This is a genomic window from Wenyingzhuangia sp. IMCC45574, from assembly GCF_054182685.1.
Window position 1 is genome coordinate 1,267,891 of record NZ_CM135169.1, and the last position, 14,684, is coordinate 1,282,574.

At 34.2% G+C, this 14,684-nt stretch carries 10 protein-coding genes; 7 read left to right on the plus strand and 3 right to left on the minus strand.

Annotated features, from left to right (window positions below; translation table 11 throughout):
* Window positions 1–390: 390 nt before the first annotated feature.
* From ACXHHC_RS05340 to ACXHHC_RS05355, 4 genes are read left to right on the plus strand one after another with little or no spacing between them, the layout of a single operon-like run.
* Window positions 391–3,507, plus strand: a complete 3,117-nt coding sequence (locus ACXHHC_RS05340; RefSeq protein ID WP_458228615.1) for a SusC/RagA family TonB-linked outer membrane protein — start codon at window positions 391–393, stop codon at window positions 3,505–3,507.
* 12 nt (window positions 3,508–3,519) lie between these two features.
* Window positions 3,520–5,364, plus strand: a complete 1,845-nt coding sequence (locus ACXHHC_RS05345; RefSeq protein WP_458228616.1) for a RagB/SusD family nutrient uptake outer membrane protein — start codon at window positions 3,520–3,522, stop codon at window positions 5,362–5,364.
* Between the two features lie 29 nt (window positions 5,365–5,393).
* A complete protein-coding gene (locus ACXHHC_RS05350) occupies window positions 5,394–7,193 on the plus strand; it encodes a hypothetical protein (RefSeq protein ID WP_458228617.1) in 1,800 nt (599 codons plus the stop codon).
* 51 nt (window positions 7,194–7,244) lie between these two features.
* Complete coding sequence (locus tag ACXHHC_RS05355) at window positions 7,245–7,928, plus strand: hypothetical protein (RefSeq protein ID WP_458228618.1); 684 nt, start codon at window positions 7,245–7,247, stop codon at window positions 7,926–7,928.
* A 79-nt stretch (window positions 7,929–8,007) separates the two neighbouring features.
* On the opposite strand, the gene ACXHHC_RS05360 is transcribed toward ACXHHC_RS05355, so the two are convergent.
* Complete coding sequence (locus ACXHHC_RS05360; RefSeq protein WP_458228619.1) at window positions 8,008–10,098, minus strand: S9 family peptidase; 2,091 nt, start codon at window positions 10,096–10,098, stop codon at window positions 8,008–8,010.
* 118 nt (window positions 10,099–10,216) lie between these two features.
* Here ACXHHC_RS05360 and ACXHHC_RS05365 point away from each other — a divergent pair, with 118 nt between their 5' ends.
* The 3 genes from ACXHHC_RS05365 (at window position 10,217) to ACXHHC_RS05375 (ending at window position 12,242) form a co-directional block, all read left to right on the plus strand.
* Window positions 10,217–10,522: a YbaB/EbfC family nucleoid-associated protein gene (locus ACXHHC_RS05365; RefSeq protein WP_458228620.1), complete on the plus strand. Its 306-nt coding sequence runs from the start codon at window positions 10,217–10,219 to the stop codon at window positions 10,520–10,522.
* 477 nt (window positions 10,523–10,999) lie between these two features.
* Window positions 11,000–11,917: an arginase family protein gene (locus ACXHHC_RS05370; protein ID WP_458228621.1), complete on the plus strand. Its 918-nt coding sequence runs from the start codon at window positions 11,000–11,002 to the stop codon at window positions 11,915–11,917.
* A gap of 37 nt (window positions 11,918–11,954) precedes the next feature.
* Entirely contained in the window at window positions 11,955–12,242 is a 288-nt protein-coding gene (locus ACXHHC_RS05375; protein WP_458228622.1) for a hypothetical protein, read from the plus strand.
* Between the two features lie 56 nt (window positions 12,243–12,298).
* Here ACXHHC_RS05375 and folE read toward each other — a convergent pair whose 3' ends face one another.
* Window positions 12,299–12,964, minus strand: coding sequence for a GTP cyclohydrolase I FolE (folE, locus tag ACXHHC_RS05380; RefSeq protein WP_458229228.1), 666 nt, complete (start codon window positions 12,962–12,964; stop codon window positions 12,299–12,301).
* A 46-nt stretch (window positions 12,965–13,010) separates the two neighbouring features.
* The gene (hisS, locus tag ACXHHC_RS05385; RefSeq protein ID WP_458228623.1) at window positions 13,011–14,387 is read right to left on the minus strand and encodes a histidine--tRNA ligase; all 1,377 of its coding nucleotides are present in this window, start codon (window positions 14,385–14,387) and stop codon (window positions 13,011–13,013) included.
* Window positions 14,388–14,684: the final 297 nt, after the last annotated feature.

The following is a 14,684-nucleotide window of genomic DNA, read 5'->3' on the forward strand; positions in this document are numbered from 1 at the left end:
ATCTAAGACTTGTTTCTTATTGACTAGTTAAATTAAGGTCAAAATAATACTTATAGATGTTAATATACGTAAAAACCACTTCTTTAATTTCAAAAAAAAACTACACAAAATCAAAATAGTACTATTATAGGGCAAACAACGTAACAATACTACAATAAAAAACAGCTTATTTTGTAAAAACAACAATATTTTGCTTTTAAAAGCATGATTTTAATAATAGCCGATTTTATTAACCAAAACCTTAAAAACCAAACAAAAACAAGTTAAAACTTAAACCAACAAAAAATCTTTATTAAAAAGTCAAAAAAAACAGGCTGAAGTAAAGTAAAATTATCAATTCAAGACTTATTCAATACTGAATAAGACAAATTAATTTATAACTAACTAAATATGATAAATTATTTATTTTCAAAATTAAAACTCATAGCCAAAAGCTTTGTATTGGTTATGATTTTCTCATTAGTCAGTTTCTCATCATTTGCCCAAAAAAACAAAAATGTTTCCGGGGTTATTAAAGACGAGAACGGCGATCCTGTAATTGGTGCTACCATAGAAAAACTAGGTACAAAACTAATTACAACATCTGACTTTGATGGACAGTTTACTATTAAAGCTAAAGATGGAGACATTATTAAGTTTACATATATTGGAATGGAAACTGTTACCAAAACAGTAAAAGGACAAACGCTTAATATTTCTATGAAAACTGAAGCGAGTGCTTTAGATGAAGTAGTATTAATTGGATATGGAGCTGTTAAGAAAAAAGAATTAACTGGAGCCGTAGCAAGAGTTGAAGCTGAAGAGATTGAAAAAATTGTAACATCAGACCTAGGTTCTGCTATTCAAGGTTCTGTTTCTGGGGTAAACGTAGTTGCTCCTTCTACTCCTGGTGGTGAATCTCAAATTTTAATTCGTGGTATTACTTCTTTAGACGGAGACAACACTCCTTTATATGTAGTAGATGGAATTATTCAGGATGGAGATCCTAGAATTCCGCCAAGTGAAATTGCTTCTTTAGACATTCTTAAAGATGCGGCTTCTACAGCTATATATGGTGCACGTGGTGCTGCCGGAGTTATCTTAATTAGTACCAAACAAGGTAAAGTAGGTACCATGAAAGTTAGATTTAATGGAAGTTCTGCAATACAGTTTAGAAGACCTGCTGTTCCTTTAATGAACTCAACAGAGCAATTATACGCAGACATCATTAACTTTAGAAATACAACAGGTAACGATTTAGATGAGGATTACAGAAATGTAGTGTTACAAAACCCATCTAATTTACAGAACGAAACCAACCTTAACGAAATTATCTTTAACGACTACGCACATGTACACAACTACAATGCTAGTGTATCTGGAGGTACTAAGGAAATAACATACAATGTTACTTTAGGTATTTTCGATCAAAAAGGAATGCAATTAAACTCTGGCTACCAAAGATTTAACACACGTTCTAATACTACTTACACTAAAGACAAGTTAAAAGTTAGAACAAGTGTTGGTTTATCTGTAGACAGAAGAGATATTCCAAGAAACAACTTATTATCTCAATCTATTGTATACAGTCCATTACAAAATGGTTTAGATATTGACCAAAATGACGTATTAGAAGACGATGGAGAACAAGCAAACAGACTTACATGGGTTATTCAAAGTTTAAAAACCAAAGAATACACTAAAACATTAAGATCTAATGCTTCTCTTAATATTAGTTACGACATAAACAAGAACATTAGTGTTACAGCTAACTCTGGTATGACCTATACTACTACTAGAGGAAAATTAGACGTTCCTTACCAAGAAGTATTAAATGCATCTAACGGTAGAGCTTTAACACAACCAAACAATGCTTTTATAGAAGACAGAAGTAGCGAGAGAGTTAATTTCTATGCAGAAGTTGGTACCAACTTAAAAAAGGAATTCAACAATCATAAATTCAACTTAGGTTTATTCTTAACAACTGAAAAAACGACTTTTGAACAATTTAGAGCAAGAAAATTAGGAAACGTAAACCCAGATTTAAATGTTTTAAACAGTGCTACCGGAGAACAATTGGCATTTTCTGGAAACAGTCCTGCTGCTCCTGGAGTTGATTTTGAAGATACTCGTTTGAGTCAGATTTCACGTTTACAGTACAACTACAAAGGTAAATACAACTTAAGTACAAGTGTACGTTTTGATAGAACGTCTAAGTTTGCTTACGAAAACAACTTTGGAGTTTTCCCATCTGTAGCTTTTGCTTGGAATGTATCTGATGAGGATTTCTGGTCTGGTATGAAGAGTACAATCAACAACTTTAAAGTAAGAGTTTCTCAAGGTACTGTGGGTAACGACAGAATTGGTTCTTACTCATTTATTCCTACAATTACTCAGAACCTTAACACTATTGGTGCCGATGGTGCTAGTGGAGGAGAAATTTTACACTTAGGTGCTACTCAAACTCAGTTTAGAAATAAAGACTTAAAGTGGGAAACATCTGTACAAACAAACTTAGGGGTAGATTTAGCATTCTTAAAGAACAAAGTAACCTTAAGTGCTGAATACTACAACACCGATAAAAGAGATATGTTATTCCCAGTATTCTTACCAACTTCTGCTGGTGGAGGGAACAACGCAAGTATTATCTACAACATTGGTAACATGACCAATAAAGGGGTAGAATTAGCGGCTAAATTTAGACATAGAATTGGAAAGCTTTGGTTCCAAATGGCGGGTACTTTTGCCACGAACCAAAACAAGATTACTAAAATTAACGGTTTAAACGATTTCTTATTTACAAACGATCCAGGATTGGTAGGAAGAGCTCAAGATCAATCTATTGTTACTGGACATAAAGTAGGTAGAGAAGCAAGTGCATTCTACTTATGGAGAACAGACGGAATTATTGATACTGAGGAGAAATTAGCTGCTTATCAAAAAATTGATGGAAATGCTAGAATGGGAGATGTAAGATTTATCGATCAAAACAACGACGGACAGTTAAATGATGATGATAGAGTATACAGTGGTAGTGGTTTACCTAAATACGAAATTGGTTACAATGTAAACGCTACTTACAAAAACTTTGATTTCTCTATGAACTGGTACGCTGCATTAGGACAAGAAATTATGAACGGATTTAATGCTTGGGCATATGGGTTTGGTAGACATAAAGACTTGTTATATCAGTGGAGTGAAAACAACCCTGTTACCAACGTTCCTGCATTTAGAAACGACATGAGAAGACATAGAAACTACATTGGTTATAGTGACTTATGGGTAGAAGATGGTTCTTACTTAAGATTAAGACAAATAACTCTTGGTTATAGCTTACCTAAGAAGACAACTAAAAACCTTGGAATTGACAAATTAAGATTCTACATCAGTTCGCAAAACCCTTTAACATTTACTAAGTACTCTGGTTACAACCCAGAAGTTGGAGGAGGAATTGCTTCAAGAGGTTTAGATAAAGGTACCGGTCCAATATCTGTACAATATTTAGCTGGTGTTAATTTCAACTTTTAAGACTTAATTACAATGAAAAATACAATATTAAAATTCGCAATAATAGCGCTTTCTGTAGGAAGTATTACTTCTTGTAGTGAAGACTTTAAACGTGATTTGTTAGAGCAAGAAAACCCTAACGAACTTACTGCGGTAAGTTACTGGAGAGATTTAAAAGATACTCAAGCTGGTTTAAATGCAACGTACAAATCTATTTACGATCCAAACGTACTTAATATTAACCCAGAAATGTTACGATCAGACATGGGATATCCTACTTTGTTTAGGCCATTACCACCTGCTCCTTCTGAATTTTATGTACACACATATACAGAAACAACAAACGAGGTTAACGAAAAATGGCAAGATACATATGTAGGTATTTTTAGAGCCAATCAAGTAATCGAAGGGTTAGAAAAAATTCAAAATGAAAACAAAGTTGTAACCGAAGACGATATTGAAGAGTGGACATCGCAAATGGCACAAGCTCGTTTCTTTAGAGGTTTATTTCATTACTTTTTGTACACTACATATAACAATGAAAACCCTGGTAGTATTATCATAAGAGATCGTGTACCTAAAGAAGCTGCCGATTTTGAAATTGGTTTATCACCAGCTGCAGATGTATTGGCTTTTATTAGAGAAGACTTAGAATATGCATATGCAAACTTGTACAAAAAAGGAGAATACCCTGATGGTGACATTAGTAAAGTAACTTCTGGAGCTGCAGGTACTGTTCTTGGGAACTCTTATTTACAAGAGTTAAACTACGAGAAAGCAATGGAATATTACCAAGATGTTGTTGCAAATCATGGATACAGTATTGAGACTGATGTTAATAAAATGTTTACCAATGATGGTGAGTTTAACAATGAATCTATTCTTGAAGTAAACTACACTACAGATAATATTGACTTTAACTTTAGCCCATGGTCTGGTTTAACAGGTACTAACAACCTAAACTTCTTAACTAGAGGTAACGATCAAACAAGAACAGCACAAAGTCCTGCTTGGATTGCTTTTGCATACGTTTCTGAAGTAAAAGATCCTTTAGACCCAAGAAACAAATACACTTTTATAGATCCTATAGACGATTTAGAAAAAGAAGGGTTTAGAAATGTATCTCTTAGATGTTCTGCTATGATGGCTGTAATACAAGACGAACAAACATTGTATTACCAAGAACCTACGCACTTAGTTAGTGGACCTGCATTTAACGCAGCGCAATGGGGAGGTTTAGCATGGTGGAAAAAATATACAAATCATGATATTGTAAGTTCTGAAAACCAATTAGAAGGAGGATTTCAATACTCTGGTAAAAATATTACTGTACATAGACTATCTGAGGTTTACTTAAACATGGCAGAGTGTTTAATTAAATTAAACAGAACCTCAGAAGCTATAGAGTTAATAAACGAGATTAGAGCTCGTTGGGGACTAATATTATTAGGACCTTCTAACGGAGATACTTCTAGAACTTATGATGAAGAAACATACGATGCTGCTGCTTTAATGCAACACTTAATGAAAGTTGAAAAGCCATTAGAATTAGGTGCCGAAGGACACGCTATTAGATGGTTAGACTTCCAAAGATGGAAAGTTTCTGACAACTATGGATTTAAAGAGCGTTTAAGAGAACTGTCTCAAGAAGTATACTACGGAAGTAATTATGTGTATGTAGATGACAATGGAGATACTAGATCTAGAGGTAATGGTGCTTTTGTAATTGACGATCCTGCAAATGCATCTGATAAAGCAAATGCTATTTTAGACTTTGGATATGAGTACGATTTACCATTCCAAAATTATAGCGAAAGTGTACACGGATACTACCCTATCCCATCACTAGAATCTAACGCTAATAACAATATAGATTAAGGTTTAATTTTTAATTAAAACTCAACAAAATGAAAAAAATAATATTAAAAGTAATCTTATTAAACTTGTTGTTTTTAGCAAGTTGTAGCGAAGATTACGTAGACTACAATGCTCCAGATCAAGTATCTGATTTTACTTGGGTTGTTGGTTTAGATCAAAATAAATCAAGAGAAAATGCCCTAAAAATAAACATCAATACTCACTTGTCTTTTATAGACCTATCTTTAGGTTACCAAGAACACAAATGGGAAATTGAAGAGCACAACAGATTCTTAAAAGCTGGTTTTAAAAATCAGGATTCTCTTAAACCATACATTCTTAATGACAATACGGTTATAACAGATGCAAAAGCACATGTATTGTTTCAAAAACCAGGTATCAACACTGTACACTTGTACAATACTTACAACCAAGCTGTAAGTAGAAAAACAAGCTTAGGTACTTTAACTTCTAAGGAAGTAGACGGAGTACATGTAATTGATACGATCTTTGAAGTTGACGTGTATGGACACATTAAACCAACCTTTAAGATTCATACAAATTCTGGTGATGGAAGCGGAGAAGAATTGATAAACGTTGCTACAGACAATACAGTTACAGTGAACGAAACTATTGCTGGTGACATTTTTGAAGTACCTAGTACAGAAGTTTCTTTAGACGACAAATCTACTTGGCCTACTATTGAAGTTAATGTTGCAGGTTCTTTAATTTATGAAGATTTTACTCACATAGAAGCTTTAGGTAGATCTAACAACAGAAGATGGATTAACGAAAACTCTAACCCATCTACTTCTAATGGAGAAAAGCAAATAATTAAATTCTTTAGATTAGGTACGTTTGAAGCTGGAACCATTACCGCAAATAGAGTTAATAACGCTACAGAAATTCCTCCTACTGCAGAAGCAATAGCAAGTATTCCTTTAATGATTAAAGTAATTGCCTCTAACGAAAATCCTTTGGTTGTTAATGGACAAATCAGAGAGACTCAAGATGAAAAATTACGTATTCAATTAACAGGTGAGGTTGAAAACTTAACAGATAAAGAAGGTTTCTTTACTGTAAATGTTACCAACGGTGCTTTTGCACAACAAATTCCTGTTAAGAAAATTACTATTGATGCAGACAATCCTACATTTATAGAATTAGCATTAACTGCACCTATCTATAGTTCTGATAATATTACTATAGACTACGCAGGAGGTAATATACAATCTGTTGACGGAAGAACATTGGCAGATTTTTCTCAACCTGTAGTAAGCTTCTTAGGAGCTAGTATTTTAACTACCAATAGCTGGTCTGGTTACGAAGAAGGTAATACTTCTCATGCACATGGATATGTTGGTGTTGTAGCAGGACCTAATTCACATTTCTGGGTAGGTGGACCTCAAAACGGAGATGCAGGAAACCCACTTTGGTCTAGATCTACTATCTACAAATTTAGAGGTGACGGAAGTTTAAAATTCAACGTAGAAGGAGGATTCCCAAGAGGAAACCTACAAATGCACCAATACGGTTTAGGATTGGTAGACAAAGTTCCAGCGGGTACATACGAAATTTCGTACATGGTATACAAAGAAGCTGGGTGTGAGTTAGACCAGTTCCAAACATGGGCAGCCGTATCTGCTTTAAGTGGTGCTTGGGATATTAGTGGTGTTGCTACAGAAACTTGGACTAAAGTAACTAGACAGGTTGTATTAACTGCACCTATAGAAGCTAAAAGTAAGTTTACTTTAGTTTTCCCTAGAGGAACAAACCCTAATGCACAATCTGGTAAACACACAATGTACTTTGATGAATTCTCTATGATTCCTCTAGAAGTAAGACCCTAAGTATAAAACTCCACTGTTTGGTAAAACAGGCAGTGGATAAAACAAAATATCATGAAAAAATTAATTAAAAATATATCATTACTTTTCATAGCTATACTAAGTATGGCTTGTGAAAAAGAGTCTTTATTTGACAATGGAGATCCTAATATTTCATTAGTTCCTGTATATACTGCTTCGGTTGGAAATCCAACTTCTGGTAAAGCTTTTCAAGTTATAGAAACACCTTCTAAAATTAACTTATACAAGGCAACTACTGTTATTTATCATTACATAGGGTTTACGGTAACCGAAGTTCAGAGTACTTTTACTACCGAAGATTTTATACCTGCAGGAACAGACCCTGTGGCAGAACCTGCTACTCCTGGTAAGTTTAAATTTAACTATAGCTTTAGTGCAGACGATATTGTAACAGAAACTACTACAAGTACCAATACGGTTACAGAATCTACTACAATAGATTTTGAAGGGAATTCAACTGATATTGATGGAGTTGCTTTATCTGCAATTACAGGTACGTTAAACACATCTAACACCATAGTTTCTACTACTGTTAGACCTAAAACAGATTTAGATGTAACAACGGCTCAAGTAGTTACACAGGCAGCTACAAATCAGCTTCCAGAAATTTTAACAGAAATTATTGTAAACGATGACAATACAACTACTGTTATTGTAACCACTATTAAAACAGGTGCCTCTTCTGCAACCATTACAGAAGAAGAAGTATATAACTAATACCGTTATACATACTTAAAATTAAAAAGGCTATCCAATTTGGATAGCCTTTGTTTTTAGGACATTATTTATAAAAAACCTAACTCTTAATCTTCTCTAAATCTAATATAAACACATACTCTTTTGCAATCTCTTTTAAAGCATCAAACCTTCCCGATGCTCCTCCATGACCTGCTTCCATATTGGTATGTAAGTACAGTTGCTTATCATCTGTTTTTAAATCTCTTAATTTAGCCACATATTTTGCAGGTTCCCAATACTGCACCTGAGAATCGTGCAAACCTGTTGTAACCAACATATTAGGATACGCTTTTGCTTCTAAATTATCGTACGGAGAATACGACTTTATATAATCGTAATATTCTTTATCATTTGGATTTCCCCACTCGTCGTACTCCCCTGTTGTTAACGGAATACTCTCGTCTAACATGGTAGTAACTACATCTACAAATGGTACTGCAGAAATAATTCCATTAAATAATTCTGGGTTCATATTTGCTACAGCTCCCATTAAAAGCCCTCCTGCAGAACCTCCCATTGCATATAAATGATCTGGAGAAGTCATTTGATTCTCTACCAAGTGTTTGGCACAATCTACAAAATCGTTAAACGTATTTTTCTTGTTTAACAGCTTTCCATCCTCGTACCAAGGTCTTCCTAAATACTCCGACCCTCTAATATGAGCCAGTGCAAAAATAAAACCTCTGTCTAATAAACTTAAACGGGTGGTACTAAAGCTATCATCTACCGTATGCCCATAAGAACCATATGCATACATTAAAACAGGTGTGTGTTCGTTTACTACTGTATCTTTCCTGTGTACTATAGACAAAGCTACCTTTTTACCATCTCTGGCAGTTACCCATATTCTTTTACTGGTATAGTTGTTCTTGTCAAACTTACCACCTAAAACTTCCTGCTCCTTTTTAATTTCTTTTTCATGGCTAACCATGTTGAAATCTATTACAGAACTTGGAGTTGTCATAGAATTGTACCCGTAGCGTAACCAAGGAGTATCAAACTCTGGATTGCTAAGTACATAAGACGAGTACGTTTCTTCTCCAAATGGCAAGTGATAGTCTTCGCTACCATCCCAACGGATAATTCTAATTTTACTCAACCCTTCTTCTCGCTCTTCTAAGACTAAAAAATCTTTAAAAATAGATGCATCTTCTAACAAAACATCTTCTCTGTGCGGAATTACATCTTCCCAATTATCTGTAGTCGTAGCAGTTTCTGGAGTTTTCATCAACCTAAAATTGGTCGCCTTGTCTTTGTTTGTTAAAATGTAAAACGAATCTTGGTAGTGCATTACACTATATTCCAAATCGTCTGTTCTTTCCTGAAAAATTCTAAAAGCTCCTGTTGGATTATCAGCCTCTAAAATTTGATATTCTGTTTGTAACGTACTGTAAGAACCTATTACCAAATACTTCTTAGATTTTGTCTTACCAATGTATACATTGTAAGTTTCATCCGTTTCGTGATAAACCAAAACATCATCTGCTACAGAAGCTCCCAATTCATGACGGTATACTTTATCACTCCTAAGCGTAACCTCATCTTTTTGATTGTAAAATAAAGTCTTATCATCGTTTGCCCAGGTAGAAGAACCTGTTGTGTTTTCTATTACATCTTTAAACAACTCTCCTGTGGTTAAGTTCTTAAAGTAAACGGTATATTTTCTCCTACCGGTATTGTCTACACCATAAGCCAAAATATTATTATTAGACGCAATAGACAAACCTCCCACCTCGTAGTACTCATACCCCTCTGCAAGTACATTTACATCTAACAACACCTCTTCTTCTGCCTCTAAAGTCTCTTTCTTTCTAGTGTAAATAGGATATTGTTTTCCTATATCGTAACGAGTAATGTAGTAATAACCGTTTTTAAAATAAGGAACAGAACTATCGTCTTCTTTAATTCTAGATTTCATTTCCTGAAACAAATCTTCCTGAAATGTGTTGGTATGGGCAGTCTCTCCCTCATAGAATTCATTCTCGGCCTGTAAGTAATCTAACACCTCTTGTGTTTTTTCAGAAGGAGTTTCCTCGTTCTTTTCCTCATCAGAAAGACGTAACCAATAGTAATCATCTACCCTTACATCATTATGCATTACCATTTCTTTTGGAACTTTCTTCGCTTTTGGAACTTGTATCACCTTCATCCTATGATTTTTAATAAGAAAGCAAATTTAATAAATCCAACCGTGATAGATAAGTAAACAAAGAGAATTCATTTTTGGTCCATTTTTTTATATTGCACCAAAATTTTACGCAACAATTATGTTTGGAGATTTATCTAAAATGATGGGGCAATTACAAGATGCCCAAAAACAAGTAGAAGAAGCAAAACAAAAGTTAAACACTGTTTTAGTAGAAGGTAGTTCTGGAAACGGATTGGTAAATATAACCGTTACCGCTAATTACGAAGTAAAGAAAATAGATATTAACGAGCTGGTACTAGAAGACAAAGAAGCCGTAGAGGATTATTTAATTTTAGCCTTAAATGATGCTCTTAAGAAAGCAAGTGCTATCAACGAAAAAGAAGTGGCAGATGCCGCTAAAAAAGGACTTCCTTTTGGTTTGTAAATTTTTATTTAAAGTCGTCTTTTAAAGACGACTTTAAAACAATCTAATAACATAACATTCACATTACTTCTTCCCCTCTCCTAACCTATTTCCTTAACTACAAAGAAAACTAGTCAACAGATTAATATTTCTGATTTCGCATTCGCACAAGGTTATTTATTTTTTAAAAGCAGCTCATATTTAGTAGTAACTTAATTTTGAAAATTCAAAAAAAAAATTATTTTTGTTTCAAACAAAATTATAAAATGTTACGCTTTTTATGTTTTGGTTGTACTTATTCGAAGAGCATTAATAAGTACAATATGGCTGGATGCCATAACAAAATAAAAGAACTCTCTTCATTAAAATCTTTAACACACCACTCTTATCTTGATTGGTTTTACGAGAAATTATATCTCTCAAATTATACTAGAAAATTAGCACGGCTTTCATTTAATAGTGAAGAAAGCCTTTATTAAGATTTAAAAAAATTAGAATATGACAACTAACTACGCTGGAATTTCTGAGGAGTATGCTAAAAAAGAAACGGCAAACATTGTAATAGTACCTGTTTCGTACCATCAAACAAGCACTAACAATACAGGTATTGAAGCTTTTTTAGAAGCTTCTGCCAATATGGAGCTTTACGATATAGAAACAGACTCCCAAGTTTATAAAAAAGGAATATACTTAGCCCAAGACGTTGTAGAAAACACTTCGGCACAAGCCATGGTACAAGCGGTTTCTAACCAGGTAAAATCTTACCTAAACACCAACAAATTTGTAACGGTTGTAGCAAACCAAAGAAGCTCCTCTATAGGAACTATTAAAGCTTTTTACGATCATTTTGAAAACTTAACGGTATTGCAATTGGATGCACATGCCAATTTGCACAAAGAGTTTAAAGGGGAAAAGGTAAACAACCAATGTTCTATGTATCATGCTAGTCAGGCTACCAACCTAATTCAGGTAGGAATTAGAAGTATGGCTGCCATAGAAAAAACGGTGTTAGACCAAGACAAAGTATTCTTTGCACACGAAATGGCCGCAGACGATTACTGGATGGAAAATGCCATTGAAGCTCTAACAGACAATGTGTTAATTTCTTTAGATTTAGACAGCTTAGATCCTTCTATTATGCCCTCTGTAGACCAACCAGAGCAAGGAGGTTTATTTTGGTACGAAACCTTAGAGTTTTTACAAAAAGTATTTCAAGAAAAGAATGTAGTTGGTTTTGATATGGTAGGACTTGCTCCTATTGAAACAAACAAAGCCCCCAATGCTTTAGCTGCAAGATTGTTTTACAAAATGTTAAGCTATAAGTACGAACAAGACTACGACGACACAGAAATTGACGAAAATAGTTTTACAACCAAAGAGAACAAAATAGGAAAATTTAACGATCAAGATTTATAATAATTTAACACCCCACATTCATTTAAAAAGCATTTATATGAAAAGAATTATTATTGACCACACCAAGGTAACAAATGAGATTTTAGGCATAATTCTTGAGGAATATCCAGACGGATATACAGATAGAGATGTCTTAAAATTCACCAATCATAAAGGTGAATTAATTGAAGCTTTAGAGATTAAACTAAAAGAAGATATTTATCTAGTAAAAGTAGGAACTAAATTAGATAGAGCCATTGTACAACACAACGAGGACGAAAGTGATGATCCTTCTGATGAAAGCATTAAAGTTGAAGACGACGAAATGCTAACCGAAGAAGAATAAAACAAAACAAAAAGCCTAGCAAATGCTAGGCTTTTTGTTTTTATGATAGTACTAAATTAAAACTTAGTTTCTAATTTAATATAGTCTCTAAATTCTTTTTGCTTTTCTATGCTTTGAAAAGCTCCTCCAAACTCTGCAGTTACCGTAGAACTCTCTATGTCTTTAACACCTCTAGAGTTTACACACAAATGTTTTGCATCTATAATACATGCAACATCATCTGTTCCTAAAGCCTCTTGCAATGCTTTTACAATTTGTCTTGTTAAACGCTCTTGTACCTGTGGACGTTTTGCGTAATAATCTACAATACGATTCATTTTAGACAAACCAACCACTGTTCCTTTAGAGATATAAGCAACATGTGCTCTACCCACTATAGGTAATAAGTGATGCTCGCAAGTAGAATACACAACAATGTTTTTTTCTACCAACATTTCTGCATACTGATAGTTGTTTTCAAAAGTAGATAAGTTAGGTCTGTTTTCTGGCAACAAACCACCAAACAACTCTTTTACGAAAGCTTTAGCTACACGTTTAGGAGTTCCTCTTAAACTATCATCCGTTAAATCTAAGCCTAATGTTTCCATTATCTCTTTAACGTTTTCTTGAATTTTTTCTATCTTTTCATCTGGCGATAACTCAAATGCATCCTTGCGCATTGGTGTGCGGGTTACATCTCCTATGTGGTTATCTCCTAGTTCGTCAATATCGTCGTAATTCATTATGTCAATTTCTCGGGACATATTTCTAAATTTATAAGCTGCAAATTTACGAATTAATTACCACTTGTAATAATTCTTCTAACTTACATACTTGTTGTTCTCCTGATTTCATGTCTTTTAGCGTAAAAACACCTTGTTCCATCTCTTGTTCTCCTACCAATACCACAAAAGGAATCTCTCTTCTGTTGGCATAAGTCATCTGCTTTTTCATTTTTGCAGCACTCGGATACAATTCAGATTTTACTCCAGACACTCTTAATTCTCTTATTGCTTTGGTCGCATACAAAGCTTCATCATTACCAAAATTGATAAATAAAACATCTGGCCTTGGTAAATTCACCTTTTCAAATAAATTCAACTCCTCTAAAACCAAATAAATTCTATCCAATCCAAAAGAGATTCCTACTCCACTCATGTTCTTTAATCCAAAGATTCCAGTTAAATCGTCGTAACGACCTCCTCCTCCAATAGATCCCATTTTAACACCCTCTGGTGCAGCTACTTCAAAAATAGCTCCGGTGTAGTAGTTTAATCCTCTTGCCAAAGTTACATCTAAAGCTAGACTTGCAGACTGTAATCCTAATGCTTCTATATTATCTATAATGAATCTTAACTCTTCTACTCCCTTAGTTCCTTCTTCCGAAGAAGCTAACATGTCTGCCAACTGCGTTAATTTCTCTTGGTTTGTTCCAGTAAAATCAAATAAAGGTGCTACTTTCTCTATGGCCTCCTCTGCAATTCCTTTGGCAACCATCTCCTTGGTTACTCCTTCTTTTCCAATTTTATCTAACTTGTCTAAGGCTACTGTAAAGTCTATCAACTTATCGCTTGCTCCTATAATCTCTGCAATACCCGATAAGATTTTACGGTTGTTCATCTTAATGGTCACTCCGTTTAATCCCAATTGGGTAAAAACCGTATCGTACAATTGTATAAAATCTACCTCTTGCCATAGCGAATCACTTCCTACTACATCTGCATCGCATTGGTAGAATTCTCTAAAACGTCCTTTTTGTGGACGGTCTGCTCTCCAAACGGGTTGAATTTGATATCTCTTAAACGGAAATTCTATTTCGTTTTGGTGTTGCACTACATAACGTGCAAAAGGCACTGTTAAGTCGTAACGTAACGCTTTTTCCGAAATAGAAGAAGTTAGTTTCTGACTGTCTTTAGCCTCTAAAGCTTCTGCATTGGCTTTGTTTAAGTAATTTCCAGAATTTAAGATCTTAAAAATTAAGCGATCTCCTTCCTCACCATACTTACCCATTAAGGTATGTAGGTTCTCAAAAGAGGGAGTTTCTATGGGTTGAAACCCAAATGTTTTAAAAACATTCTTAATGGTAGAAAATATATAATCTCTTTTTGCTACTTCTACAGGAGAAAAATCTCTTGTTCCCTTAGGAACACTCGGTTTTTGTGCCATGCCTATTGCTTCATTTTTAGAAGCACAAATATAGGGAAACTGTTTAAGTATTTAACTATGGCTAGCTAAGCTATTTATAATTATTACAGATTGCTGTTTTAAACCTAAAAAATCTCAAGTTTAACAGTAAAAATTAAGATGTTCACTCATCCTCTAGCCCTCATTTGTAAAACCCATATTTTCTATTCCTGCTGCAACCAATTGAACTTATCATTCCCTCGTATGTAAAAGTGAAAATTACGCGTATCATACGCTTATGATGGTAACGATACGCGAAGATTCGCGCACCAGAGGAGA